This is a genomic window from Fictibacillus arsenicus (assembly GCF_001642935.1).
Taxonomy (GTDB): Bacteria; Bacillota; Bacilli; order Bacillales; family Fictibacillaceae; genus Fictibacillus; species Fictibacillus arsenicus_B.
Map to the genome: position 1 here is coordinate 3,893,555 of NZ_CP016761.1, position 24,634 is coordinate 3,918,188.

Annotated in this window: 21 protein-coding genes; 13 read left to right on the forward strand and 8 right to left on the reverse strand. The window is 38.8% G+C overall.

Annotated features, from left to right (window positions below):
* Positions 1 to 4: 4 nt before the first annotated feature.
* Positions 5 to 1,585 (reverse strand): bifunctional metallophosphatase/5'-nucleotidase, encoded by a 1,581-nt coding sequence (locus ABE41_RS19685; RefSeq protein WP_066294116.1) that lies wholly within the window; start codon positions 1,583 to 1,585, stop codon positions 5 to 7.
* A 294-nt stretch (positions 1,586 to 1,879) separates the two neighbouring features.
* Between ABE41_RS19685 and ABE41_RS19690 the strand changes: the two genes are divergently transcribed.
* On the forward strand, positions 1,880 to 3,457 hold the full coding sequence (locus ABE41_RS19690; RefSeq protein ID WP_066294118.1) for a hypothetical protein: 1,578 nt from the start codon (positions 1,880 to 1,882) through the stop codon (positions 3,455 to 3,457).
* Between the two features lie 266 nt (positions 3,458 to 3,723).
* Here the strand turns inward: ABE41_RS19690 and ABE41_RS19695 are convergent, their stop codons facing one another.
* The 4 genes from ABE41_RS19695 to ABE41_RS19710 all read right to left on the reverse strand — a co-directional run bounded on the left by ABE41_RS19695 (position 3,724) and on the right by ABE41_RS19710 (position 7,063).
* Entirely contained in the window at positions 3,724 to 4,668 is a 945-nt protein-coding gene (locus ABE41_RS19695; RefSeq protein ID WP_066294121.1) for a TIGR03943 family putative permease subunit, read from the reverse strand.
* 18 nt (positions 4,669 to 4,686) lie between these two features.
* A complete protein-coding gene (locus tag ABE41_RS19700; RefSeq protein WP_066294125.1) occupies positions 4,687 to 5,694 on the reverse strand; it encodes a permease in 1,008 nt (335 codons plus the stop codon).
* A 123-nt stretch (positions 5,695 to 5,817) separates the two neighbouring features.
* Positions 5,818 to 6,687, reverse strand: coding sequence for an NAD(P)-dependent oxidoreductase (locus ABE41_RS19705; protein ID WP_301336195.1), 870 nt, complete (start codon positions 6,685 to 6,687; stop codon positions 5,818 to 5,820).
* A gap of 61 nt (positions 6,688 to 6,748) precedes the next feature.
* Positions 6,749 to 7,063, reverse strand: a complete 315-nt coding sequence (locus ABE41_RS19710) for a hypothetical protein (protein ID WP_066294130.1) — start codon at positions 7,061 to 7,063, stop codon at positions 6,749 to 6,751.
* A 448-nt stretch (positions 7,064 to 7,511) separates the two neighbouring features.
* Between ABE41_RS19710 and ABE41_RS19715 the strand changes: the two genes are divergently transcribed.
* Together ABE41_RS19715 and ABE41_RS19720 are read left to right on the forward strand one after the other, a co-directional pair.
* On the forward strand, positions 7,512 to 8,249 hold the full coding sequence (locus ABE41_RS19715) for a hypothetical protein (RefSeq protein ID WP_066294132.1): 738 nt from the start codon (positions 7,512 to 7,514) through the stop codon (positions 8,247 to 8,249).
* A gap of 68 nt (positions 8,250 to 8,317) precedes the next feature.
* Positions 8,318 to 9,508 (forward strand): hypothetical protein, encoded by a 1,191-nt coding sequence (locus tag ABE41_RS19720; protein WP_066294135.1) that lies wholly within the window; start codon positions 8,318 to 8,320, stop codon positions 9,506 to 9,508.
* Positions 9,509 to 9,546: 38 nt separating this feature from the next.
* On the opposite strand, the gene ABE41_RS19725 is transcribed toward ABE41_RS19720, so the two are convergent.
* Positions 9,547 to 10,884, reverse strand: a complete 1,338-nt coding sequence (locus ABE41_RS19725; RefSeq protein ID WP_066294138.1) for an MFS transporter — start codon at positions 10,882 to 10,884, stop codon at positions 9,547 to 9,549.
* Between the two features lie 156 nt (positions 10,885 to 11,040).
* On the opposite strand from ABE41_RS19725, the gene ABE41_RS19730 reads away from it, so the two are divergent.
* Complete coding sequence (locus ABE41_RS19730; protein ID WP_066294139.1) at positions 11,041 to 11,664, forward strand: NAD(P)-dependent oxidoreductase; 624 nt, start codon at positions 11,041 to 11,043, stop codon at positions 11,662 to 11,664.
* Positions 11,665 to 11,721: 57 nt separating this feature from the next.
* Here the strand turns inward: ABE41_RS19730 and ABE41_RS19735 are convergent, their stop codons facing one another.
* Both ABE41_RS19735 and ABE41_RS19740 read right to left on the reverse strand, forming a co-directional pair.
* Positions 11,722 to 12,255 (reverse strand): DUF420 domain-containing protein, encoded by a 534-nt coding sequence (locus ABE41_RS19735; RefSeq protein WP_066294140.1) that lies wholly within the window; start codon positions 12,253 to 12,255, stop codon positions 11,722 to 11,724.
* 421 nt (positions 12,256 to 12,676) lie between these two features.
* Positions 12,677 to 14,380 (reverse strand): M3 family oligoendopeptidase, encoded by a 1,704-nt coding sequence (locus tag ABE41_RS19740; protein WP_066294143.1) that lies wholly within the window; start codon positions 14,378 to 14,380, stop codon positions 12,677 to 12,679.
* A 119-nt stretch (positions 14,381 to 14,499) separates the two neighbouring features.
* On the opposite strand from ABE41_RS19740, the gene ABE41_RS19745 reads away from it, so the two are divergent.
* The 9 genes from ABE41_RS19745 (at position 14,500) to ABE41_RS19785 (ending at position 24,601) form a co-directional block, all read left to right on the forward strand.
* Positions 14,500 to 15,732 (forward strand): PucR family transcriptional regulator, encoded by a 1,233-nt coding sequence (locus tag ABE41_RS19745; RefSeq protein WP_066294145.1) that lies wholly within the window; start codon positions 14,500 to 14,502, stop codon positions 15,730 to 15,732.
* Between the two features lie 428 nt (positions 15,733 to 16,160).
* Positions 16,161 to 17,291, forward strand: coding sequence for an alanine dehydrogenase (gene ald / locus ABE41_RS19750; protein ID WP_066294150.1), 1,131 nt, complete (start codon positions 16,161 to 16,163; stop codon positions 17,289 to 17,291).
* 138 nt (positions 17,292 to 17,429) lie between these two features.
* Positions 17,430 to 18,791: an alkaline phosphatase gene (locus tag ABE41_RS19755; RefSeq protein WP_066294161.1), complete on the forward strand. Its 1,362-nt coding sequence runs from the start codon at positions 17,430 to 17,432 to the stop codon at positions 18,789 to 18,791.
* Positions 18,792 to 18,872: 81 nt separating this feature from the next.
* Positions 18,873 to 19,550 carry a DUF4352 domain-containing protein gene (locus ABE41_RS19760; protein WP_066294164.1) on the forward strand — a complete coding sequence of 226 codons (678 nt, stop codon included), beginning with the start codon at positions 18,873 to 18,875 and terminating at the stop codon, positions 19,548 to 19,550.
* A gap of 296 nt (positions 19,551 to 19,846) precedes the next feature.
* Entirely contained in the window at positions 19,847 to 21,121 is a 1,275-nt protein-coding gene (locus ABE41_RS19765) for an ABC transporter substrate-binding protein (protein ID WP_066294166.1), read from the forward strand.
* Positions 21,122 to 21,209: 88 nt separating this feature from the next.
* Positions 21,210 to 22,112 (forward strand): carbohydrate ABC transporter permease, encoded by a 903-nt coding sequence (locus ABE41_RS19770; protein ID WP_066294168.1) that lies wholly within the window; start codon positions 21,210 to 21,212, stop codon positions 22,110 to 22,112.
* A 17-nt stretch (positions 22,113 to 22,129) separates the two neighbouring features.
* A complete protein-coding gene (locus ABE41_RS19775) occupies positions 22,130 to 22,942 on the forward strand; it encodes a carbohydrate ABC transporter permease (protein WP_066294170.1) in 813 nt (270 codons plus the stop codon).
* Positions 22,943 to 22,954: 12 nt separating this feature from the next.
* Complete coding sequence (locus tag ABE41_RS19780; protein WP_066294172.1) at positions 22,955 to 23,698, forward strand: MBL fold metallo-hydrolase; 744 nt, start codon at positions 22,955 to 22,957, stop codon at positions 23,696 to 23,698.
* A 117-nt stretch (positions 23,699 to 23,815) separates the two neighbouring features.
* Positions 23,816 to 24,601: an HAD-IIA family hydrolase gene (locus ABE41_RS19785; RefSeq protein ID WP_066294175.1), complete on the forward strand. Its 786-nt coding sequence runs from the start codon at positions 23,816 to 23,818 to the stop codon at positions 24,599 to 24,601.
* Positions 24,602 to 24,634: the final 33 nt, after the last annotated feature.

The window sequence follows — 24,634 nt, forward strand, 5'->3', positions numbered from 1 at the left end:
TCCTTTATTTTTTGGAAGATGGTACTTTGACTCTCCAGTTATTATCACACGCTGCCTCAATTGTACCTCTTTTTAGCAGATAATTAGCCATCAGTTCCGATACATCGATTGGAATATCCTTTACAACACGCTTTCCTTTAAACATATGGTAGTCTCCGCCACCGCCTGCACGGTAGTTATTCATTACTACTTGATACAGTGCGTTACCATCTACCTCATCACCTTTGAAGGTTAATTCAGTAATTCTTTGTCCAAATGGTTTTGATAGATCGATCGTATATCGGATTCCTTCCCACATGTCATAATTGTAATGCTGCGGCTTAGGAACAGAAAATGCCGGATTAACAGCCACTGTACCATCTTCGTTCAATACAAAATAGGAAGCTGACCTCTCCAAAGCCTCTCTCATATCCTTGCCTGTGATCTCAACGACTTTTAACGTATTTGGATAAATATAGTTTGATACGATATCGCGCATCGTAACACGGGAAGAAAAACCTTTTGACCTATTATCAAATAATGCTGTGCTTGAAATTTCCGTGCCAGCAGCATCTATCTGCACTTTATTAATAAACTCGATCAAAGGAGTGTCTCTTAATCTCGTTTCCATCGGATCGGTTATCTCCATATCTCCCTCAATAACGCCGATCGGCTGATCTAGCCATTCCTGAGCTTTTTCTTCGTATGGAGCAATTAAATCCAGTACCACCTGATCAGGATCATAGCCTTTCGCAGAAAGAAGAGAGGATTTCTTACTGATTACTTCCCAAAACCCGCTATTATTTCTAATTGTTACTTCTACATGACCTACTGAAGTTCCTTGTGTACCTGGCTGAATAACCGATACACCATTTATTTCGCTGTTTTCTATTAGACGGTGCTGATGACCGGTTAAAAGAACATCAATACCCTCGATCTCCATACATAGCTGGTATCCCTGATTTTCCCCTGTCAAAATTTCGGTAGGTTCGCCAGATTCTATGTCTCTTTCAAATCCTCCATGATAGGAAACGATCACAATATCTGCCTTTTCTTTTAAAAACGGAACCCATTTTTTTGCCGATTGAACGGCATCAAGAAACGTGATGCCTTTTATATGTTCAGGGTTTTCCCAATTTGGTATGTAATGTGTCGTCAGTCCAAGCACTGCTACCTTAAAACCGCTTCTGAATTTTTTTATTAGATAAGGCTCTCCAAATATCGGCTGGCCTGAATCCTCCCATACTATATTTGCAGATATCCATGGAAACTTCGATTCATTTACTGTCTTCTCTAAAAGTGGCAGTCCGTAGTTAAATTCATGATTTCCGATCACAGCAGCATCAAATTTAAGTTCGTTCAATAGCAACACCATGGGATTAATAGATTCTTTCCCCATCCTTGCATAATGATAGGTTAGCGGCGTTCCTTGTATGAGATCACCGTTATCAATTAACAAACAGTTATCGTTCATTTTCATTTCCTCTTTAATAAGAGCTGCCGCCTTAGCAAGTCCCAATTCAGCTTGTTCGTTGTTTCCGTAAGTTAATGGGAGCACATTTCCATGCACGTCACTCGTTACATATATATGGATCGATTCTTCCAAAGCATCGACCTCCCTCCTCACATACTAGTACTCGTATTATACTATTTAACTAAAGTTAAGGGGGAAATCGGTTTCTAATTTTTACGTATGAAAAAACCAGAGAATTCGACATTATTTCCACGGAAATAATCATTATTCTACAAAAATTCTTATCTTTCGGTTTTCCTTCAGCTCTTTTTACAAAATGAGTTTTGAAAATTCTTTAAAAATATATGAATAATTTTTACAGGAATATTCGTCTACATATCGAATACTAATAATCTTGTTCTTTTATAGAAAAAAGGGGGCATTACCATGAACGTAGATTCGAAAGTGAAAAAGAAAAAGAATCAATCGAATCGAAAAGCTTATCTTCTTCCTCTTGCAATTGTTCTGCTTTTGGTAGGATTGGTGGTTTGGAACAACATCCGCCAGGAGACTAGACTTCCAAATAAGGACTGGAGCCGATCTGTCAGTATATCGGCTGAATCCATAAGCTCAGAACCGATTGCATTTAAGGAAGACAATCAATATCATATCTACACACATCTTAAAGACGGCATTAAAGCTACCATTTTAGATGAGAAGCTGAATGTTGTTTCAGAGAAAACTGAAAAGCTGCCAATTGATGAGAGAGGCAATTTTTGGACAGATGGCAAGCAGATCGCTTTCGTATCGCAGGGCGATCTAATCATTCAAGAAGGCGGGAAGCAAAACGTATTAGATAAAGGTGTTGAATTCTTAGCCGATACAAAGAACCGATTTGCCTATACGAAAGGGAATGAAGTATATGCATATGAACCTGAGAGCGGTAAAAGCAAATTAATATTTTCAGCTAAAGAAAAAGTTGCAGAGTTAACAGCAAATCCAGAATCTGCGTCTTTTATTGCCGTTGTCGGTGAAAAAGTTGAAATGGAAGCATTCTATTTAACTGAAAAAAGCGGACAATATGAACCGGTCTCAATCCTTAAGTACAGCAAAACGCCAACTGATAAGATTTATAACTTCAGATTTGCTGAAGCTGGTGATGACGTTCATATTCTTTATACGTTCTATTCATCAAAGCAAGGAACGAAATCATTTAAAACCTTTTACAGTTCAGCACCAATGAACCAATTGAAAGATTTATCATTTACGAGCGTTAATTTTAAAGATGTATCTGAAGGTTACGAGATTGAAAATCCAACTTACCTGAATTTGAACATAGAAGACAATGCACCAACAATTCTTTTCTCTGCTAGAGGAGCAATATCTACTAAAAAAGATGCAGGTAATATCTATAGAGCTTCGTTAAAAAATGATACTTGGGAAGCAACTCGTATAAGTACGACTAACGATTTCTCAATCTACCCTGTAAAAGCAGAAGATCAAACTGTCTTCTGGTTAAAAGCTGAGTCTGTTCAGGATTATCAAGTTCACGCAGCAAGTCAGGATCCAGCAATAATGAAGAACAGTCAATCCATCAGTAAGCAGGATGTCTACAATGCATCGTTTGACGCTTTTGCCGCTTCAATTGTTTCATTTATCGCGATGACAAATGCATTCGTTTGGATTGTACCGACCATTTTATTTTTAGGTATTCTGTATGTTGTTAGAATTGATGTGATTGAAGAAGAAAAACCGTGGGTGAAATGGGTATCGATTGCGCTCTTTGTTCTTACACAGCTCTATGTGATTCAATCCTTGTTCAATAATCGATTCTATACACTTGCACCTGAATATTTAACCTTTGACGGCAGTTCACTTGTCGTTCCAATTATCGTTTCAATCGTAGCACTCTATGTCATGCAAGCCGTTAAAAATAAGGATTGGGGGCTTTTCGCCCAAGTTTCTTACTTTATTGGAATTACTGTATTGTTCCAGTTGTTTATTGTTGGAACGTACGTATATTAAAAAAGCTGTTGCGGCAAACTTTGTTGCTTTTGTAAGAGGTTAATTTCCGCTGCAGGACTCGCTTTCCGCAGGGTGTGCGGTGAGCCCCCTCGTAGCCTCGCGACATTGAGTGGTCTCACCTGTCCCACTCATCCTGCCGGAGTCTCGTCCTTACGCTCCAATTAACTATTCAATGAAGAATTTCGATAGAATTTTTCAGTTGCAACAATCTTTTAGAAAAGACTCAATATTAAAAAGCGGAGGAAATTAATCCCCCGCTTTTTTATTTATTCTGTTCCAAAACTCTCTGCACTCGGGTATACATAAGGATCTTTAAGAGGTTCAATCTTTTTTAAAGAGTCTATTTTTACAAGAGGAAGCCGGATGTGATTAAATTCTGTTTCATCGATAACGCCTGTTACCGTGTACCAAGTATCCGTTTTTAGCTTTGATACCTGGTCTCCTTCAACAATTGTTCCGTATACGACTGCATCCGCACTGCAGCAGTTCATAGAAAAACGGGCAATAACAGCCTGGTCTTCCTTCATGCCATCTTCTCTATAAACAAATCCGGTCGTTTCGATTTCTTTGCCTTTAAATTGATCAAGATAAATGTTAAAGACACTCATTGCATCTAAATAGTGTTCTGATGTAACGGTGATTTTATCTTCTTTTAATAACTCTTTCCCAAATTTCTCATAGTACTCAGTTACATCATACGTTTCTATAGGATTCTCTTTCTTCACGTTCTCTTCCATTTCTTTTAAATAGCCTTCTGGATCTTCCAGATATGCTTCAACATCTATTTCCTCAGATGCAACGACGTTCCCTTCCTCAGTCTTTTGAGTAGGTTTGGCATATAGTCCTGTGCCGTAGCGGATTCCCCTTTTCTCAGCAATAGAGCTGTCCATCGCTTTCTCAGGCATCATAAACCCTGTTAACAAGGGAATCACGAATAACATATAGATTAAGAAGTGTTTAATCGGCGCACCCTTTGGTGTATGGTCGACGCCGCACCCGCATCCATCATCATGATGCTGTGATCTTCTGAAAAACTGCATAACTCCTAAGATTCCAAATATCGCAACCGCGAAATAAACAAAGATATGCATTTTGGGAGCTACATAATAAGTAAGTTTTCCTGATGTGATCAGCCCGATCAACAGCAGCATGAAGCCAATCAAAATAATGCCTCTCAAGTAAATATGGAAATCTTGGTCACTCTTTTTCATGTCAGCTTCTCTCCCATTCTAAAAATACTGAAATACCATTGTTGCCGCAAACACCATGAATGTTATTAATCCCATCAACACAAAGACGAATCGCGTTTTAAAATATGCAAACATCATAAACATGTTTTTCACATCGAGCATCGGCCCGTACACCAAGAAAGCGATGATTGATCCAACTGTAAACGTACTTCCGAATGAAGCTGCGATAAAGGCATCCGCTTCTGAACAGATCGATAACAAGAAAGCGAGTCCCATCATCAGTCCTGTTGACATCCATTCATTGCTTCCAAGCGCGAGCAAGTCTTTTCGGTCCAGAAAAACCTGGAACATGCTTGCTAAAAAGGCACCCATGATCAGGAATTTTCCTGTATCAAAAAATTCGTCGGAAGCGTGATATAAAGTCTGTTTCCAACGGCTTGCAGGCAATCCATGACTATGGTCATGCCCCCCCTGAAGCACCTCGGATTTCAGTTGATTTTGGTTGCGATAAAGGAAATAAATGATGATACCAATTACAATAGCAACAGCCAAGGCAAGTCCAACACGGCCGTATACAACCGTCATATTTGTACGGAATGCATAAAATGTCGACAGAATAACCACTGGATTAACGATCGGCACTGTCAAAAGAAAAACAACACCTAGATGAAGCGGCATACCTTTTTTAATTAAACGCCTAACCACTGGGATAATCGCACATTCACAAACTGGAAAAATTACACCTAAAAACATCACTGCTCCAATACCCGCAAAAGGATTTTTGGGTATTAATTTTCTGATGTGGTTCTCTGTAATAAAAGTCTGGATAAGAGCAGAAATGAAAACTCCCAATAGAATAAATGGCACTGCCTCTATTAATATACTTAAAAATACTGTATTCAGGTGCATGATTGAATTAGGGAGATTTTCAAACACTGAATCATTCTTAATCTCTTCCATAAATATAAAAGAAATAATAAATATGGCCAACAATAAAAGACCGATCATCTCTTTTCTTACAGAATCTCTAGTTGCAATATCTCTCATTCCTTAAATCTCCCTTCATAACATTTTTGTCCCTTTAAGTAATCTAGTAAATTATCTGTTTTACCATTTTATTAAATCGTAATTGTTACGCTTTGTAAAGGGTAAAAAATAAAACCAGGTTTATTAACCCTGGTTTGCTAATCTCTTATATAATGCTTGAGTCCCGCTATCTTCTTCTCCCATTTCAGCTAATTCTTCATACAGCTTTTTAGCTAAGGCTAAGCCTGGTGTCATCAATCCCATCTGTTCAGCCGAATTCAAAGCAATCGTCATATCTTTAATAAAATGCTTAACGTAAAATCCAGGTGCAAAATCACCTTTTAACATTCTTGGACCGAGGTTACTTAAATTCCAGCTTCCCGCTGCTCCCGATTCAATACTCTTCAATACTGTCTCAGGATTTAGTCCTGCTTTTTCAGCATATAAAATCGCTTCACAAACACCGATCATCCCAGATGCGATTGCTATCTGGTTGCACATTTTAGTATGCTGGCCAGAACCTGCTTTTCCTTGATACACAACATTTGTTCCCATTTTAGAGAAGATTGGCAGAAGCTCCTTAAAAGCTGATTCGTCCCCGCCGACCATGATGGATAATTTAGCATCCCTTGCTCCGATATCTCCGCCTGAAACGGGTGCATCCAAGGCTGCAAGATTTTTCTCTGCTGCAGCTTTTTCAATTTTTTGAGCGAGCTGAGGACTTGAAGTTGTCATATCAATTAAATAGGAACCTTCTGTAGCGTGTTCAATAAGGCCGTCAGTGCCTAAGTATACTTGCTCTACGTCCGTCGGATAACCTACCATCGTGATGATCACGTCGCAATTTTGTGCAATATCTTTTGGTGTTTCGGCCCATTTAGCACCACTCTCTAGAAGATCATTTGCTTTTTCTTTCGTTCTTGTATAAACATGGACGGGATGCCCCGCTTTCATCAAGTGGCCTGCCATGCTTTTCCCCATAACTCCTGTTCCAATAAATCCAATTGTCTTCAATTCTCTCACTCCTTTTTTCTACATTATAACGAAAGAACAATAAATGAAAAAATCATCGCTTTTATGCGATGACTTCACCTTGTAAAATTCGTTCAATCTTGATTTGTGCTTGATCATAATCCATGTTTAAATACGTTAACATCGTCATGATATCGTCTTTCGAATGTCTTTTCAATAAATAAAACATTTGAGGCTTTTCTTTCTTTAATAAAGTCATAATCTCAATAGTAGGCAGCGTTCTGCCCATCGGTTTAATACGTAAAAAAGAGCGGATGTAGTTTGTGAAAACCGGGATGGAATCAACAGTATCTGGGTGCTTGGTTAATAGTTCCTGAAACTTAATTAATGAATCGATCAGTTCTTTATTTCTTTCCACGAATCTTCCCTCGTCCTTTCACAATCATTTATATAGTTGCTTAATGATTAGCCTGTTTATCTTTCCAACTTACTTATCGGCATTTTCTGACAAAGTTCTACAACTTTTTAATAAAGGGGGTCTGGCCCCAAACAATTTATTTCCCGTCCAGTTTTTAATTTCTGCCTTAGGGTGTTTGCTCATTTTGGGCCACACTTTTATTGTCATTTTAAAAAATAGCTGTTTTTAAACGATGTCTAACCATCGTTTTTACTATTATTCCTCAGCACCTTTGGACCTGTTTTCTAGATATCAATCATTCTATGAAACAGTTCATTTGAATTATCTTTTACTTTTCCGATATGTCATCCTTACTGTTTACCACTTTTCATATTTACTTAATTGTATAAAAATGGTAAATTTTATTTGTCGACAAAGGGGTCCCGTAATACGGCAGGAGGGTTAGAATATGAAAAAACATGTAGTTTCTACTGTTTTGGCATTCTGTCTCGCAGCTTTTTCGGTACCAAGTGCTTTTGCCCAAAATCATAACGTGTCTTATGCAGATGAGATTTTGCAGATGCAGCCGGATTTAACGGAGGAAGAATTATTATCTAGTGTTCGATCAATTGCAAAGAACACAGGAGATACCGAGGAAGCTCACCTCAAGCAAATCTATAAAGAATTAAAAAATGATCAAACGAAAGCAACAAAGGAGAAGCAGCAAGCAGGAGAGATTGGAACGATGGGCGGCAGCGGAGGAACGGTATCCGTTGGAACGAGCACAAAAGGAAACTTTTATTACACGGCTTCTCAAACTGCTTATCTCAATCACGGACACGTTGGTATGTACTACACCAGCAGCACCATTGTCGAATCTGTTCCTGATACGGGAGTAAGGACCATCTCAACGACATTACGAAAAGTTGATCAAGGTGATGCTCAAGTAAAATCTGTTACAACGAGTACGACGAACCGCGAAAATGCTGCAAACTGGGCATTCAGCCGCGTCGGTATTGATGATTATTCCTACAACTTTGTCACGAATCGAACAACTTCCCATATCGGTGATAAGAATTGTTCTAAACTGATATGGTCCGCTTATAAATTAAACGGCAACCTTGATTTAGATGTAGACGGAGGACTCGGTGTTTACCCAAGAGATGTCCGAGATGCACCAGATACTAGATTAGTCCGGACCATTTAATAACGAGAAGGCAATAAGGGCGTAAACTTGCGAACTTATTGCCTTCTTTATCCGAAAAGGTGATCATGATGAAAAAAGTAATACTTACTTTTGCTCTCATTATTTTAATAGGCGCTCTGGTGTATAACTTCTTTTTTGGTCAAAGTATTGATGCGTCAAATTCCCTTGAAGAAGAAGATATTAAAAATAGTAATTTTTTAGAGGATAAAAAAGCAGTTATGTATTTTTCCACGACAGCAGACCAAGATATGGACGACAAAGGAATAAGCCTTGCTGTTTTTCTCAATGATAGAGGGGAAGCAGATGCTTACCAAATGAAAGGGCTAGAGTTGGGAAGTCTTTCCGTTCATGATCGCGAACTTTTGCTTACGGATAAAAACTCAGTTAGACTGATGGGTAAAAGCTATAAAGAGTTCAACATGAAGAAGCCTCAATATACAGGAGAAAGAGCAGGTTATTTAAAAAGCAAAAATCTGCACGTTACTATTTTTAATACAGGTGTTAATAAAAACGGAGGATATGATTCGAATGTATGGTTTGGCAACAACAGCGGATTTCAAACAGCCAATATTCCTCACTATATTTTAGCCTCGGGAATCACGGATAACGAAGTATTGATTTTGACTCAAGATACTGAACAGAATCTATATAAGTTAAGAAATGTAATGTTTACAAAAAATGATGTAAACGTGCGAGATCTTGTTACATTAGAGAATAAAGCGAACTCCGAATTCTCTGTCCGGTCTCCTATCCTGAGTGATGCTGACTTCTATTATTTTATTCTAAGTGAATTTGTAAATGATACTAGTGAAAAAACTATATTGTTTCGAGTTCACAAAAAAACACTGAAACAAGAAAAAATCCAGTTAGCTTCTTATTCGAACATGAAGCATCCCACAGCGGCCATTCCATATAACGTGAAAAACTCTGCCCACCTGAATAATCAAGTTCTATATTATATAAATGGTCTTGGGGAAATCATCACTTTCGATACACAAACAAGTAAGGTGAAAATATCTTTCACCTTAAAAAATGCTTCTCAAGACGGTGTGCGACATAACGAGGAAATCTTTTTTAATAGAGAGCATGTATACGTTGTACGATTTGATGAAGATACGAAAGAAAAATATTTTATTGAAAATTACTCATTAATTACCGGAGATAGCATCAAAACTATTAAAATTAATGGACTAAACGAGATTCTAAAATCTGTTAAAGGCAAATCTATTTACTCGTATGATTTTAAAATGCTGAAGTAACAAAAAAGTGTAAGCCGTTTGGATTTTACCGAACTGGCTTACACTTTTTTCTTTATTTTGAAATGATAGATTGAAATTGCGATACACACGAGAATCGTATAGAAAATAAACACATTGCGGTATACGACTTCTAATGTAAATGCTCTTTGTCCTTCAATCAAAAGTCCCGCAATAGCCACACCAAGTGCTCCACCGAAGAATTGCACAAGCTGGAGCATACCCATGCCGGAACCTACTTCATCTTTACTTAAGATTCTAGAATTCTCGTTTGCCAGACTAGAAGTGAGACTGGAAAACCCTATGCTCGTAAACATATAAAAAATAGCTGTCATATAGAACGCTTTCGTTCCGAGGAGCGAGAAAAGCACAGCCGATATTAGCAGCGACAGAATGCCTGCGCGCATGACAGGAAGATTGCCGAACCGATCGATCCAGCGCCCGACATATATTGCAGCAAACGCGGAAAGCATAGCACCTGGAAAAATTACGAGACCTATCACGGCCGGTTCTTTGTGAAACAGATTCGCAAGCATCACAGGCATAACAAACAAGAAAGCAAAATGAGTCATGAACGCTATAAGCCCCACAAACAAAAGCGATACATACCTGCTGTTTTTAAACAGATTGATCCGTATAAAAGGATCTACTTTTTTCTTTGAAAACAATACAAGAATCGTAAAGAACAAAACGCTCAATCCAAGCTGCCAAAAAGCGAACGAGGAAAGATAGAGTAAAAGAGTTGTAACTCCTCCACCCGTTAACAGAGCTCCAACGAAATCGAACGAACCGTCCCTTCTCTGTTCTACAGGCAGATATATTTTAAAAACAGGCAGCAGCAGCAAAACCACTCCTGTTACGATAAATAAGAAGTTCCAACCGAAAAGCTGTGTGATGCCTCCGCCAATCACTGGCCCGAGTCCAAAACCAAGAGATGCAGCCGATGAAATAAATGACATCGCGCGTCCTCGTCTTGAGATCGGAATATACCTTGTTGCAAGCACCATTCCGAGTCCAGGAACCGCTCCTGCTCCCATCGCCTGAACCATGCGGCTGACAAGAACAAAAACAAAGTTGTTGGCAAAATAGCCGATGATCGATGCGATGCCTAATATCACTAGCCCCGTCATCAATAACCTGCCAATCGGTATAAAATCAGACAAGCGGCTGAATGTAATCGTCGATAAGGCAAACACAATGGAATAACCTGATACGATCCAGGAACCAGCTGTCGGGCTTAAATCAAACTGTGAAATGACACTCGGAAGAGCAACATTAAACATGGTTGTATTCATAACAACCAGCCAAACCGTTAAACTCCATAAAGGGATAATCCGATTTTCCTGAATCGTGCCAAAACGCGCTTCTTCACCAGGCATTGTGTTCACCTCTTTCACCTAAACAATATTTCTTATCTTAGCATGAGAAGAAATTAAAAATCTTTTAATTTGCTTAGTAAAATTTACACTTTATTAGATTTTTTTCGAGAAAGCTAAAATGATATGATAAAGGTAGTTAGCATAGGAGGTATTCTCATGAAATTATTACTATTAGGAGCTTCGGGAAGAGTTGGTCAAAAGGTTGCCGAACTATCCATTCAAGAAGGAATGAAAGTGCACGCCCTCCTTCGAAACCCAGAGAAAGTCCCTTCATCAATATTAGAAAAAATAACGTATACACATGGAAATGTCTTAAATAAAGAGCAGATAGAAGAAGCCATATCGGGTAACGATATGGTAGTTAGCGCTCTATCTACTGACGGAGGAAACGTCCTTTCCGAAAGCATGCCGCTTATTATAGAGGCAATGAAAAAAGAAGGCATATCACGTATCATATCGGTCGGTACGGCTGGAATATTGCAAAGCCGAGCAGAACCTGATATGCTGCGCTACCAATCTTCTGAATCGAAACGGAAATTAACGAGAGCAGCAGAAGATCATCATAAAGCGTATAATTTTTTGAAAGAAAGCGCTCTGGACTGGACGATCGTTTGCCCCACTTACCTGCCGGATGGAGACGCTACAGGTGTATATCGGGTCGAAGAGGACTTTTTACCAGAGGACGGAAGTAAGATCACGACAGGAGACACCGCACATTTCACTTTTTCACTAATTAAAGAGCCGCGTTTCATTAAATTCCGCGTCGGTATCGCTTACTGAGACAAAGCGATATAAAAAAGGCTTTTGCTGAAAAACTCTCAGCAAAAGCCTCCTTTTTTATGCATAATAAGGCGCTATCATCAAGTAGACGAGTACACCTGTTAAACTTACATACAGCCATAACGGCATCGTCCAGCGAGCGATCTTACGGTGTTTCTCCACTTGCATGTTCAATCCGCGTGTAACAGTAATCAAAGCAAGCGGCACAATCACAATCGCAAGCAGAATGTGTGTGATCAATATAAAGAAATAAATATACTTAAGCGGACCCTCTCCGCCATAAGATGTCGATTCCGTTAAATAGTGATACGTCACATAAGAGAGAAGAAAGAAAGTCGTACTCGTAAACGCTGCAAAAATGAATCGTTTATGAAGCGTTATGTTCTTCTGCTTAATAAAATAAAGAGCAGCCATTAAAAAAACGAATGTAAAGCTGTTAAAGATTGCATTCAATCGGGGCAGCAAAGTAACATCAAACGCGATCTCCCCTTCATACTCGGGCAAGAAGAAAAGCACGGCAACCAGTACGTTGATCGCAATCGATAATCCGATTATGAGCGGTGTATAATTACGCTGTTTTGTTTCAGCCATAGTGTATTGCTCCTTTTCAAAACAAAATGTAGTTTCTCATACCTTTTCTACACGTTTCCAACTTCATTTTACCATTCTGCACTCTAATTCCAAACTTAATAACCGCTGAAAACAGCATGCCCGATGCAAGTGTCAATAATTCTTCAAATAATGTACAGTTTCGGTTACCGAAATTAACCTTACCGGGATACATTCCTAGGTATACATAACGGTTTTGGCGAGTGACTCCAAAAGTTTTGGTTCTCAATCCAAAAATTTTGCTTCTTTATCCATGAGTTTAGGCCTTAAATCCAAAAATTTTTGCCGTTTATCCACGAGATGTCATTCCTCGACAAGTTCCGCACACTCCATACCCTGCACTCTCTCATATAAAAAAGAAAAAACCGGCACAAAGCCGGTTTCCCCTCTCCTCCCTACTTATTTAAGCTCTCGCAAACTGCTCCTCGTCAATTGTGGCAAGGAACTTCTCTACTTCTCCTACCACTGACGATACACAGCCTTTTTCAAATGGCGAAATCAATCCTGCCTCTTCAACCAGCTTCGTGAATGGAAGGCTTCCTCCTTTTTGACAAAGAGCGAAATAGTCTTCCCAAGCACTTTCACGGTTTTCAACAGAACGCTTCCAGAACTGAAGCGCACAAATTTGGGCCAGCGTATAGTCGATATAATAGAATGGTGAACGGAAAATGTGACCCTGTCTATGCCAGAATCCGCCGTTTTCCAAATACTCTAATCCATCATAATCACGGTGAGGCAAGTATGTTTTCTCGAGTTCTCTCCATTTCGAACGGCGCTCTGCCGGCGTTGCGTCTGGATGGTCATACACAAAGTGCTGGAACTCATCCACTGCAACACCATATGGAATGAATTCTACAGCCCCAGTTAAATGGGAGTATAGATACTTTTCCGTGTCTTTACCGAACAGTTCTTCAATCCATGGATATGTTAAAAACTCCATGCTCATTGAGTGGATTTCACAAGCTTCCAGTGTCGGGAATTGATATTCCGGCACTTCGTATCCGCGGCTCGTGTACATCTGAAACGCATGGCCGATCTCATGCAGCAGCACGCGCACATCATTATCTGATCCGTTAAAATTTGTAAAGATGAACGGAGCTTGATAATCCTGAAGATATGTACAATAACCGCCTGGAGCTTTACCTGCTTTGCTTTCAAGATCCATTAACTCATCCTCAGCCATATAGTTGAAGAAAGCACCCGTTTCATGAGCGAGCCCAGCAAACACAAGCTTTGCCTTATCAACAATCCAGCCAGCATCACCTTGTGGCTTAGGGTTACCAGTTGTGAAGCTGAACGGCTCATCATAAAACTTCAGTTCATTTAATCCAATTCGTTTCTGCTGCTTGCCCCTTAATTTCGTGCAAAGTGGAACAATAATTTCTTTTACTTGTTCACGGAACACCTTCACATCTGCCGCATTATAATCTGTTCTTCCCATGCGGTCATAAGCAAGCTCTGTAAAATTTTTATAACCTAGTTTATGGGCGATCCCTGTACGCAACTTAACTAGCTCGTCATAAATAGTATCAAATTTTTCTTCGTTCAATTTCAAGAATGCATTTGCAGCTAAGCTTGCAGCTTTTCTTGTTTCGCGATCTGAAGACTGGCTGTACGGGGATAGTTGAGCAAGTGTCAGTTCTTTTTCATCAAACTCAATTTTTGCCGAAGCCATTACCTTTACATATTCAGAGCTTAATTTATTTTCTAGTTTTAAATCTTCAAGTACAGCATCTGAATATGTTTTGACCTTTAATTCTGCCAGACGAAACAACTGGCTGCCCCACTTCTTTTCTAACTCATCCTTATAAGGAGACTGTACAAGCGCCTCATGAAATGCCGTTACCATGCCTTGGTAGACAGGAAGATTTTCATCCATAAATGCCTGTTCTTCTTTATAATAAGCGTCTTCCGTGTTAATCGTATGACGGATCTTCGCTAATCTCGCCTTTGACTCAAAGCTGTTGCGAAGTGAAACAACCTTTTTCATTGCTTCGTTCTGTTCATCTGCTGATGACGCATCACGAAAAATCTGTACTGCTTCTTCAAAAGCTTTTTTCAGTTCTTCCACATTTGGTCTTTCATATGTAAATTCACTAAATTTCATGTCGATGCCCCCTATAAATTTTGCTTTATACCAATTTCTACAAACCGCTCCCTTTCTCCTGTAATATCCCTTACTTTTTCGGTAGAATAAAGGCAGAAGAGTTTAAGGCGGGAGAACAGATGAAAGAGTATCAGACAGATCCTTTTAAAGGGACATTCGGAAGTCTCGAAAATTTAGCTGATAAAATCAGTGATGTCTTGTCATGCCCTGTTACCATTGAAGATCAGAACCATCGTCTTCTTGCATACAGTACGCATGAAGACGGCACAGACCCTGCACGAGTCGCAACAATTATCGGCCGGCGCGTTCCTGAAAAAGTCGTCAACAGCCTCTGGAAAGACGGAGTGATACCGAGGCTGCAGGAAAGTGATGATCCCGTGCGGGTAAGTTCCATTCAAAAAGTAGGGCTCGGAGACCGAGTTGCTGTATCCATCAGGAAAAACAGCGAGGTCCTCGGGTATATTTGGGTTCTTGAAGTGGAGAAAAAGTTAACCACAGATGACATGCATCTCTTAAAACTAGCTGCCGTATCCGCTAAAAGCCAGCTTCTTCAAATGCAGATCGGAACAAAAAAGAAGGAAGAAAACCGCCAGGAGCTTTTTTGGAAGATGCTGACCGGTAACCTTCCTCAAGAAGAACGCATTCTTGAAAAACTGCATGAGCTTAATATATTGCCGGTTCTCCCTGCTACCGTATTTATATTACAGCTGGAGGAAGAGATCACACCTGCCTTAGAAAAAGATATCTTGTACCTAGCTGCTGTTAATCAAAAAATCAACGTCCTTTTATCTGCAGCCGATTCGAACCAAATGCTGCTGCTCGCTTCACCGGTCGGAAAAGAACAGCCGCTTGAACTGGCAAAATCTTTCGTTGAGTCATTTTTCACTCATATGAAAGAGCGATTTTCTGTCTCGGAAATCAAAGCAGCCTACGGAAGTCTAGTTACATCGTTCTCACAAGTAGAGAAAAGCTATAAAGAAGCATCGAGTGTTTTAGCTGTTCAAGAAAAGCTCGGTGGTGAAACACTTTCTTTAACCGGTTATCACGAACTTGGTATTTACCAATTTTTAGATACGATTTATGAAAAACAACAAAGACAAGGCTATCAGAACGAAATGCTTAGAACACTGCAGGAATATGACCGGCTTCACAAAACAGAGCTTTATCACACATTAGAGACCTATCTGACAATGGATGAGAACTTAAATAAATCCTCAGAAGTACTTCATATCCATATGAATACACTGCTATACCGGTTAAAACGCATCGGTGAAATCACGAACATCGATCTGAAAAGTCCTCATCAAAAGATCATGATCTACCTGGATTTTAAGATAAATAGGTTGTTTTAGAAGGTTTTGCGCAATCTTTGTTGCTCTTGAATGAGGTTAATTTCCGCTGCAGGACTCGCTTTCCGCAGGGTGTGCGGTGAGCCCATTCGTCGCCTTGCGACATTGAATGGTCTCACCTGTCCCACTCATCCTGCAGGACAAGGAAGGCTCCGGCAGCGATATATCGCACGAAGAAAATGTGATTTTCATTTTCGAGGAGTCTCACCCTTCCGCTCCAATTAACTTTTCAATGGAGAATTTTTCAAAATCTCTCTGTAGCAACAATCTTTTAGAAAAGAGACTGTTTAGAATAAGCGTTTGTGAATTATCACAAATGCTTTTTTTGTTTTTCTAGTTTCCTAACAATGAAAAGCTTTTCTCCTCCTTTTATACTGAAACCACAATTGAAAACGCACTCAACGAGTTTACTTATATAGGAGGATTCACAAATGATTATTGGAGTTCCAGCAGAAATTAAAAATAACGAAAACCGCGTTGCGATCACGCCATCAGGTGTAATGACGCTAACAGCGGCAGGCCACACTGTGTTAGTTGAAAACAATGCAGGTGTAGGAAGCGGATTTACAAATGAGGATTATGCAGCAGCAGGCGCGCAAATCTTAAAAGATGTTAAAGATGTATGGGCAGCAGAAATGGTAATGAAGGTTAAAGAACCTCTAGCTTCTGAATACAAGTACTTCCGTTCTGATCTTATTCTGTTTACATACCTTCACTTAGCAGCTGAGCCAGCATTGGCAAAAGCTCTAACTGAAAGAGGCGTAACAGCAATCGCTTATGAAACAGTTGAATTTAACCGCACTCTTCCATTATTAACACCAATGAGCGAAGTTGCAGGGCGTATGTCTGCACAAATCGGTGCACAATTCCTTGAGAAGCCAAAAGGCGGAAAAGGTATTCTTCTTGCAGGCGTTCCTGGAGTTCGCCGCGGTAAAGTTACAATCATCGGAGGCGGTGTTGTAGGTACAAACGCAGCTAAAGTTGCGATCGGACTTGGTGCTGATGTTACAATCATCGATCTAAGCCCAGACCGACTTCGTCAATTAGATGATATTTTCGGAAACAGCATCCAAACATTAATGTCTAACCCATTAAATATCGCACAAGCAGTAGCTGAATCTGATCTAGTAATTGGTGCTGTACTTATCCCAGGAGCAAAGGCACCTAAGCTTGTAACAGAAGAAATGATCAAAGCCATGACTCCAGGATCTGTTGTTGTTGACGTAGCGATCGACCAAGGCGGTATCTTTGAAACGGTTGACCGCATCACAACACACGACAACCCAACTTATGATAAGCACGGTGTTGTTCACTATGCAGTAGCGAACATGCCTGGTGCAGTGCCTCGTACTTCTACGATCGCACTTACAAACGTAACAGTACCTTATGCACTTCAAATCGCTAACAAGGGTGCACAAAAAGCAATCGCTGATAACCCATCTCTAAAAGCTGGTCTTAACACAGCTGGCGGTTATGTAACATATGAAGCAGTTGCAACTGACCTTGGCTACGATTATGTTGCGCCTGAGGCAGCTCTAGAAAAAGCCGTTCAAACTGTATAATAATTAAATTCCAAACCTCCCATCTTTTTTGGGAGGTTTTTTACATTTAATAAAACCTTAACAATCAACTAACCTTTCCTTAATATTATCCAAATATAATTTCCTAGAGTGACCAAAATCATTTCAGGAGGTTCTAGTATGCAATTTTCTAAAAAGGCTTTAACCGTTGCACTTGCATCTACGCTTGCCGTAAGTGGCTTAGCTTTCAATAATGCTTCTGCAGAGAACCAAGACAAAAACGAAATCCGCAACGTTATCTTTTTAATCGGTGATGGCATGGGTCCAACTTACACAACAGGATACCGCGCACTTAAAGATGACCCAAAAACACCAATGATGGAAGACACAGCGTTTGATAAGCATTTGGTTGGTATGCAGTCAACATACTCTTCAGATGAAAAAGAGAGTATAACAGATTCAGCAGCTGCAGCAACATCCATGTCAGCAGGTATCAAGACATATAATGGTGCCATTGCAGTAGATATGGAAAAACAAGACGTAAAAACTGTTTTAGAGCAAGCAAAGGAAGATGGTAAGTCAACTGGATTAGTTGCTACTTCTCAGATTAACCACGCTACTCCTGCTGCTTTCGGTTCTCATGATGAATCGCGTGAGAATTATAATGAAATTGCAAATGATTACTATGATGATATGATTGACGGCAAGCATAAAGTCGATGTGTTATTAGGTGGCGGGACGAGCTATTTTGTTCGTAAAGACCGTGACATTACAAAAGAATTTAAAAAAGACGGCTATTCTTATGTAACTTCTAAAAAAGAAATGCTCAATGATAAAAACGAACAAATTCTTGGTCTTTTTGCTCCTAAAGGCTTGGATAAAAAGATTGACCGTCCTGCAGAACAGCCTTCACTTAAAGAAATGACAAATTCTGCACTAGATCGTTTAAACAAGAATGATAAAGGTTTCTTCTTAATGGTTGAAGGTAGTCAAATCGACTGGGCTGGACACGATAATGATGTAGTTGCAGCTATGAGCGACATGGAAGATTTTGAACAAGCTTACCAGTCTGCAATTGAATTTGCTAAAAAGGACAAGCACACATTAGTTATCGCTACAGCTGACCACTCAACAGGCGGTATGGCAATGGGCCGTGACGGTGAATACCAGTGGGATCCTTTAGCGATTAAAGCTGCTAAGAAAACACCTGACTTCATCGCAAAAGAAATTGCAGAAGGTGCACCAGTTGAAGAAACACTAAAGAAATATATTGATCTTGAGCTTACACCAGAAGAAGTTCAATCTGTAAAAGACGCTAAAGAAAAGAGCGGCGATGTATTAGAAATCGATAACGCTATTGAAAAAATCTTTGACCTTCGTACAGGTACAGGCTGGACGACTGATGGACACACTGGCGAAGACGTAACAGTTTACGCTTATGGTCCTGGCATGGAGAACTTTACTGGTAAGATCGACAATACGGATACAGCTAAAGAAATCTTTGCTATTCTTAAAGAGAGCAAATCTGCTATCCAAAAATAAACTCAATTTTAATTGGGTAGTCTATTTAAAAAGCATCCCGTTCATTACTGCGGGATGCTTATCTATTAGGAGGTGTTTTCCGTGCCTTTTAAAGGATGGATGATACTAGGGTTAACAGCAGCACTTATTATGGGTTGTTCTACCGATAATACAGAAAAGAATAAAGAAGAAAAAACACAGCAACAAGAATCTGAACAAAAAGAAACTGACAAAAATTCAGATAAAATGACATTCACAGACAGCTCTCAAGCTCCTGATGATACAAAACTTACGGAAATAAACAAATCTGTAGAAGATGCAGATGGGATTGTCACATTAAAGAAGTATAAGAAGTTAGATGAGGAACAAAAAGCTGATTTAATCTCTCTTACCCTATCAGAGGTAAAAGTTTTGCAATATAAGCCTTCTGTAGACTTGATTGATTTTTTTCACAGTTACACACATGAGCAGAAAGAGTTTCCGTATGTGAGAGTAAATGTCCGAATTAAAAATAACGGAAACAAACCCGTCCACTTTGCTCCTGTATCTGAAATAAAGACCGACCAAGGAGAAAAAGTAACGTGGAAGGAAGATTTCTATTTAGAAAAACTAAATGGTGAAATCAAACCAGGTGAAATAAAAGTCGGAAGTCTAGGTTTTATATTAGAGGATACAGATCCGGAGAGTATTAAGACTATAACAATTAAGTCTAGTGAAGTCATCAACAATGAGAAAAAGAAAATCTCAGATCCTCTTTCTTATGAGGTGAATTTTGAATAAATATATTACCCGATTAATGGATAATTCCATAATCGGGTTTTTAAATTTTAATTATCATTCATTTAATTTCATTTACATATATTTTGGAAAAGAATCCAAAAAATGATTGCCATTGAAATATAATTAATTTATTATTATAAATAATCGGACAATTTAACAGGACATTTATGGTCTTGGGGTAGAGATGAGGAGAACCCTGTGATCAATAAAATGTATTACATTTTTTGTAGTACTTTTTATTGCTCATGGGGATTTATTTATTTTTCTAGAAAAAGCAACTATAAGGAGGAGTATGAATGAAGTTCAAGGTTTTAGCACTGTTTACTGTATTACTGGTTTTTCTTGCAGCTTGCAGCAGCGGCGGATCAAAAGATGAAGTTACAGAAATAGACTTCTATTTTCCTGTTGCAGTCGGTGGTGATGTCGCTAAGATTGTGGATGATTTAGTTGCAGATTTTGAAAAAGAAAATCCCGATATTAAAGTTAACGCTAGATATGGAGGCAGTTATTCTGAAACAATGACTCAGGTTATGGCTGCCGTTCAAGGCGGAAACCCTCCTGAATTAGCAGTATTATTCTCCATTGACCTCTTCACCTTGTTGGAGAATGATGTCATTGAGGAAATGACTCCTTTGTTTGATGAAAAATATTTCAATGATTTTTATGATGCTTTTATGGCAAATTCCTCCATTGGCGATAAGGTTTATAGCCTTCCTTTCCAAAGAAGTACAATTGTTCTCTACTACAACAAAGATGCTTTCAAAAAAGCTGGACTTAATCCAGACGCTCCTCCAAAAACATGGGATGAATTAGTCGATTACAGCAAAAAGCTAACGTTGAATGGCGGAAAGGATCAGTGGGGTCTAGAGATTCCTAGTACTGGTTATCAATATTGGATGCTTCAAGCATTAGCACTGCAGACAAAGGAAAATATTATGTCCGAGGATGGAAAAGAGACGTATTTTAATGCACCGCATACGAAAGAGGCTATGCAATTTTATGTTGATTTAAGTAAAAAACACAAGGTTATGCCTGAGGGTACAATCGAATGGGCAACGGTTCCATCTGACTTCTTAAGTGGGAGAACAGCAATGATGTACCACACTACCGGTAACTTAACCAACGTAAAAACGAATGCGGAATTTGATTTTGGTGTAGCTTACCTCCCTTCTAATAATCAATATGGATCTCCTACGGGCGGCGGAAATATTTATATGTTCAAAGACATCCCTAAAGAAAATAAAGATGCAGCTATTAAATTCATGAAATTTTTAACAGAGCCTGAACGGGTTGCTCAATGGTCCATTGATACCGGTTATGTTGCTACAAGAAAATCTGCTTACGAGACGGACGCATTGAAAAAATATGTAGAAGAATTTCCACAGGCAATCATTGCCCGCGAACAATTAGAATACGCAGACAGTGAGTTAGCTACCTACCAAAACGGAGAAGTTCAAAAAATCTTCAATGATGCCATCCAGTCGATTTTAACCGGTAAAAGCAATGTAGATGAGAGTTTGGATAAAGCGCAGAAAGATGCCGAGAAGGTTTTAGAACCATTTAAGGAATAAATGAGAACAATTGCCGGGAAGCTTAGATTAATAATCGTGTTAATTTGGGCTTCCTTTTCACTAAGGATAGGAGGTTGTCTTTTACCAAATGGATAACACACAGAAAACGTCCAAGAAAAAGCTAAGTTTTAGCTTTAAGCAAAATATGTTTGCCTATTTACTGTTGCTGCCGTCATTTATCTTCCTATCGTTATTTACATTTTATCCAACACTTAAATCTATTCATCTAAGCTTTTATAGTGGTCCAATGACTAGGCTTCAATTCTCTGGTTTGGATCAATACAAAGAAGTCTTCACAGATGAGATTTTTAAAAAAGTTATGATGAATAACATTATTTTTATAATCGGAACTGTTCCTACAAGTCTATTTTTAGCTATGTATTTAGCCATTTGGCTAAATAAAAAGATGAAAGGAAGCGCCTTACTCAGAACATCATTTTTTTATCCAACCGTTATCCCTCTTATTGCAGTAGCGAATATATGGCTGTTCATATATACCCCTCAATATGGACTGCTGGCTAAATTCCTGCAGGCATTTGGTGAAAACGGTCCGAACTGGTTAGGAAATCAAAGTACAGTAATGATAGCTATGATTATTATGATCATATGGAAAGATACTGGATTCTTTATGATTTTTTATTTAGCCGGTTTGCAAAATTTGCCGAAAGATGTTTACGAAGCTGCCATTATGGAAGGAGCAAAACCATTTCAAATCTTTCGCCACATCACCTTCCCTTTGCTTATGCCTACAACACTATTCGTTATGATTGTAGCCATCACAAATGCATTTAAAAATGTAGACCATTTATACATCATGACAAAGGGTGGTCCTGATAACGCAAGTAATTTATTACTCTATCATATTTATGAGGCTGCATTTACCAACTGGGATCTTGGCAAGGCTGCCGTACTAACCGTTGTGTTAATTGTTGTTCTCTTAAGTATTACGGCATTCAATTATCTATTTTTAGATAAAAAAATTCATTACTAAGAAAGGAGGGAGTTTCTTTGTATAAAAAGATTAACTTTACAATCATTATTTTGTTAGGAATCGTATTTTTCATTCCTTTGTTATGGGTATTTATAACCTCCTTTTCTACAAGTAAAGAAGTAATAGGCAGTTCCTTTCCACTCTGGGTTTCGAATCCAACCTTTCAAAATTATATAGATGCCTGGAATGCTGCTCCCTTCCTTACTTATTATTTCAATACGTTTGTAATCGTATTTGGTATTTTAATTGTTCAGTTATTTACTATTACTCTTGGTGCGTATGCTTTTGCAAGATTAAACTTCAAAGGAAAGAACGTCTTGTTTATCTTATTCTTGCTGCAATTGATGATTCAGCCCGAGATCCTGCTATTTCCAAACTATCAGATTATGAGTCAATTGGGATTAGTTGATTCAAAGCTAGCTGTCATGCTGCCTTACTGGGCATCAGCATTCGGTGTCTTCTTATTAAGACAAACATTTAAACAGGTCCCTTTTGATTTGGACGAAGCCTCTAGAATTGATGGTTGTAAATGGTGGCAAACGTTATGGCATGTCTATATTCCATCCGCAAAACCAACATATATAGCATTTGCACTTGTATCTGTAAGTCACCACTGGAGTAACTTTATGTGGCCATTAATCATTACAAATTCAGATGAAAATCGGCCATTGACCGTCGGGTTAGCATTGTTTGCTCAATCCTACGAAACAGGGGCTCAATGGGGGATGGTAACAGCAGGAACCGTTCTGGTCATTTCTCCTTTATTAATTGCATTCTTTATTTTTCAAAAACAATTTGTATCAAGCTTCATGCATTCAGGAATTAAATAGGGCGGTGTAAAAATGGAGATTCACTTTCTAGGTACCGGAAGTGCCTATCCAGGTAAAGAACGGGACAATACCTCAATCTGTATTTCCAGTAATGATTATCATGTGTTAATTGATGTGAGCGGTAATCCTTGCAGGAAACTGAAACAGATCAATGTAGCATTAGAAGACCTTGATTCGGTAATCTTCACTCATTTTCATATTGATCATATATATGGGCTTCCTTCTTTATTATGGGGAATGTGGCTCGAAAACAGACAGAAACCACTGACGATTTATTGTCATGAGGAGAATCTAGCAAAGCTTAATCAGTGGTTAAGTACGATGGAAGTATATGAATGGGGGATAAAATTTACGCTTCATATCAAAACGTTCAGCGGCGGATTCCCTGAAGAACTGCTAAAGACTCGAGATATAAGTATTTCGGTATTTCCAGCCATCCATTCTGTACCGACCATTGGGTTAGAAGTAACGGGGGGAAATAAAACCATTGTCTATTCGAGTGACAGTCAAGTAAACTCACATATCCGAACCTATCAGCATATTGATGTGTTAATTCATGAAGCAACATCAGCGATTAAATTAGAATCTAACCATACTAGCTTAACTGAAATTGCGGAATCCTATGATTTAAACGCAATCGATAAAGTGATTTTGGTGCATTTAAGTGATCACCAGCCTTATGATGAAGAACTATCCAGATTAAATCTGGATAATAAAATTCAAAAAGCTGAAGAAATGATGTGCATTTCTATATAACTAAATATGAAACAAGGATAGAGAACAGGAGAATCCCTTGGGCATTGAAAAATCCAATTATTAAAATTGGTTATTTCGTCAGGCTCAAGGGATTATTTTATTATAACGGAGGCAGAGATGAAGGAAATCAAGGGATATATCTTTGACTTGGATGGGACGATTTATCTCGGAAATCAATTAATTAAAGAGGCGGACACTGTTATTAGAAACCTTCAAAAAGAAGGAAAGCAAATTTTGTTCCTGACGAACAAAACGATTGAATCGAGACGAAAATATGTGGAAAAATTAAAGAATTTCAATATTAATGTGACCATAGACAATATCCTGAATCCAACCGTAACCTTAATAAACTATTTAAAAACGAATCATCTCCGATCAATGCTTTATATTATTGGTGAACAGATCATCAAAGATGAAATCGGACTTGAACGTTTTCCATTAGCTAATACCCCTGAAGAGACAGATATAGTAATCATTTCTTGGGATCGGGATTTCCATTATGACCATTTGAATTTTGCTTATCAAGCGATTAAAAACGGTGCTTTAACAATTGCGACCAATCCTGACCGAACTTGTCCTGTTGAATATGGAGAGGTTCCTGATTGCGCGGGAATGATTGGTGCTATAGAAAGTGTTACAGGAAAAAAGATAGATATACAAATCGGAAAACCGTCTATTTTAACCATCGAGGCAGCCCTAAACATTCTTAACCTGGCACCAGAAGAATGCATCATGATTGGAGACCGCCTAGAAACTGATATTCGAATGGGAATAGAAGCAGGAATGAAAACAGCACTTGTACTTTCAGGGGTTACGCAAGCCAATGAAGTGCCTTCATCTGAATGGCAGCCGGATTATGTCTTCTCTTCAGTAAAAAGTCTATTATTTAATAAAGTACTATAACAAAAGGAGAACGGATATCCGTTCCCCTTTTTG

Excerpts from the sequence above, each read along its gene's own strand:
- ABE41_RS19690 (WP_066294118.1), top strand. The coding sequence starts at position 1,880 with ATGAACGTAGATTCGAAAGTGAAAAAGAAAAAGAATCAATCGAATCGA.
- ABE41_RS19695 (WP_066294121.1), bottom strand. The coding sequence starts at position 4,668 with ATGAAAAAGAGTGACCAAGATTTCCATATTTACTTGAGAGGCATTATT.
- ABE41_RS19700 (WP_066294125.1), bottom strand. The coding sequence starts at position 5,694 with ATGAGAGATATTGCAACTAGAGATTCTGTAAGAAAAGAGATGATCGGT.
- ABE41_RS19715 (WP_066294132.1), top strand. The coding sequence starts at position 7,512 with ATGAAAAAACATGTAGTTTCTACTGTTTTGGCATTCTGTCTCGCAGCT.
- ABE41_RS19720 (WP_066294135.1), top strand. The coding sequence starts at position 8,318 with ATGAAAAAAGTAATACTTACTTTTGCTCTCATTATTTTAATAGGCGCT.
- ABE41_RS19725 (WP_066294138.1), bottom strand. The coding sequence starts at position 10,884 with ATGCCTGGTGAAGAAGCGCGTTTTGGCACGATTCAGGAAAATCGGATT.
- ABE41_RS19730 (WP_066294139.1), top strand. The coding sequence starts at position 11,041 with ATGAAATTATTACTATTAGGAGCTTCGGGAAGAGTTGGTCAAAAGGTT.
- ABE41_RS19735 (WP_066294140.1), bottom strand. The coding sequence starts at position 12,255 with ATGGCTGAAACAAAACAGCGTAATTATACACCGCTCATAATCGGATTA.
- ABE41_RS19740 (WP_066294143.1), bottom strand. The coding sequence starts at position 14,380 with ATGAAATTTAGTGAATTTACATATGAAAGACCAAATGTGGAAGAACTG.
- ABE41_RS19745 (WP_066294145.1), top strand. The coding sequence starts at position 14,500 with ATGAAAGAGTATCAGACAGATCCTTTTAAAGGGACATTCGGAAGTCTC.
- ald (WP_066294150.1), top strand. The coding sequence starts at position 16,161 with ATGATTATTGGAGTTCCAGCAGAAATTAAAAATAACGAAAACCGCGTT.
- ABE41_RS19755 (WP_066294161.1), top strand. The coding sequence starts at position 17,430 with ATGCAATTTTCTAAAAAGGCTTTAACCGTTGCACTTGCATCTACGCTT.
- ABE41_RS19765 (WP_066294166.1), top strand. The coding sequence starts at position 19,847 with ATGAAGTTCAAGGTTTTAGCACTGTTTACTGTATTACTGGTTTTTCTT.
- ABE41_RS19770 (WP_066294168.1), top strand. The coding sequence starts at position 21,210 with ATGGATAACACACAGAAAACGTCCAAGAAAAAGCTAAGTTTTAGCTTT.
- ABE41_RS19780 (WP_066294172.1), top strand. The coding sequence starts at position 22,955 with ATGGAGATTCACTTTCTAGGTACCGGAAGTGCCTATCCAGGTAAAGAA.
- ABE41_RS19785 (WP_066294175.1), top strand. The coding sequence starts at position 23,816 with ATGAAGGAAATCAAGGGATATATCTTTGACTTGGATGGGACGATTTAT.